This window comes from Marinobacterium profundum, assembly GCF_001528745.1.
GTDB classification, from domain to species: Bacteria; Pseudomonadota; Gammaproteobacteria; order Pseudomonadales; family Balneatricaceae; genus Marinobacterium_A; species Marinobacterium_A profundum.
Genome location: NZ_BCNS01000042.1, coordinates 1 through 1,588 on the forward strand (window position 1 = coordinate 1; position 1,588 = coordinate 1,588).

Consider the following 1,588-nt stretch of genomic DNA (forward strand, 5'->3'; position numbering starts at 1 on the left):
TAAGTCCGACAGGCTGCTAACGCTGGAATGGATAGATGTCCCCCAGTTGCAGAATGCGGGTCAGCTCATCCAGTGCGGTGCGCGATTCCAGCAGCAGCTGCGGATCGGCCAGGTCCTTTTCTTCCAGTCGGTCGCGGTAATGGGCATCGACCCAGCTGTTGAGCATGGTGAACAGTATCTCGTTCATCATTGTGCCGGGGTTAACCGCAGCCTGTTCCGCTTCGTTCAGCACCACACGCAGGCGCAGGCAGGCGGGTCCGCCCCCATTGCTCATGCTCTGTTTCAGGTCGAATGTTTTCAGCTCGTCGATACCGCTGCCGGTGTCGGCCACAAGCGTCTGCAGGTACTGCCAGACCGGTGCCATGTTCTGGCTCTCCTGAGGAATAACCAGCAGGGTGCGGCCATTGGGGAGCGACAGCAGCTGGCTGTTGAACAGGTAGGACTGCACCGCCTGTGTGACTGAGACCGCACGGGTGGGCACCTCTATGATGCGAAAATTTCCCTGCATGGCCTGGGTCAGCTGCTGCTTTACGCCGGACTGATCCGCAAAGGCCTGCTCGTGGCAGAACAGCAGGTTACGGTTGCCGACGGCAATGACATCGTTGTGAAACACACCCTGGTCGATCACGTCCGGGTTTTGCTGGGCATAGATGACATGCGACTGGCTGAGCTGGTGCTTGCGAACGATCGCCTGGGAGGCCTCGAAGGTCTGGCGTGCCGGAAACTTCTGTGGCGCAGGTTGACTGCTGTCGAAGGCATGTCGCCCGAACACGAAGAACTCGATGCCGCGCTGGCCATAGTCGTGACAAAAACGACTATGGTTGGCGGCGCCCTCATCACCAAAATGCTCGGCGCCGGGCAGGGCGCTGTGGTGCTTGAAGTAGCGTTCATCGGCAAAAGTGGCGGCCAGAATGCGCCCGGTGGTTTCGTGCTCGATGGAGCGGTGAAACTTGTTGGTGAGATTGGCCGGGGTGAAGTGCACCCGGCCGTCCTGAGTATCAGCGCTGGGGGACACAGTGGCGGCGTTGGCCGTCCACATGCTGGAGGCCGAGCAGCAGGCCGCCAGAACGCGAGGCGCATGCTGTGCCGCCTGCGACAACACCTGGGCATCAGTACCGCTAAAGCCGAGTCTGCGCAGGGTATGAATATCCGGCCGTTCCTGGGGTGCCAGCACCCCCTGTAACAGGCCAAGGTCGTGCAGGGTCTTCATTTTCACCAGCCCCTGCCTGGCGGCGAGGCGAGGGTTTGAGGCCTGAGCCTGGTTCTTGCCCGAGGCAATATTGCCGAACGACAGACCACTGTAATTGTGCGTCGGCCCGACCAGACCATCAAAGTTGGCTTCGCAGGCGGTCATGGTGTCGTGTCTCCCGAGTGAATTTGTTTGGCAAAATGGCCACCACGCCCGGTGCAGCTCTCACCCAGAGCGTCGTGGCAAACGGTAGTTCAGGCTGGCGCATCAGCCTTTCTTCCAGTACTCGTCCAGAGCAGCATCCGCCAGCTGCAGCAGAATCAGTGCGCTGAGCTTGGCCCGGGTTATCAGGCTCGATAGGAGCATATACTCCTCGCTGCTGTGAATCTTGCCGCCCTG

General features: G+C 60.3%; 1 protein-coding gene. It reads right to left on the reverse strand.

From position 1 onward, the window contains the following. Window positions 1–16 precede the first annotated feature (16 nt). The gene (astB, locus tag MPRO_RS02660; RefSeq protein ID WP_067286615.1) at window positions 17–1,354 is read right to left on the reverse strand and encodes an N-succinylarginine dihydrolase; all 1,338 of its coding nucleotides are present in this window, start codon (window positions 1,352–1,354) and stop codon (window positions 17–19) included. Window positions 1,355–1,588 lie beyond the last annotated feature (234 nt).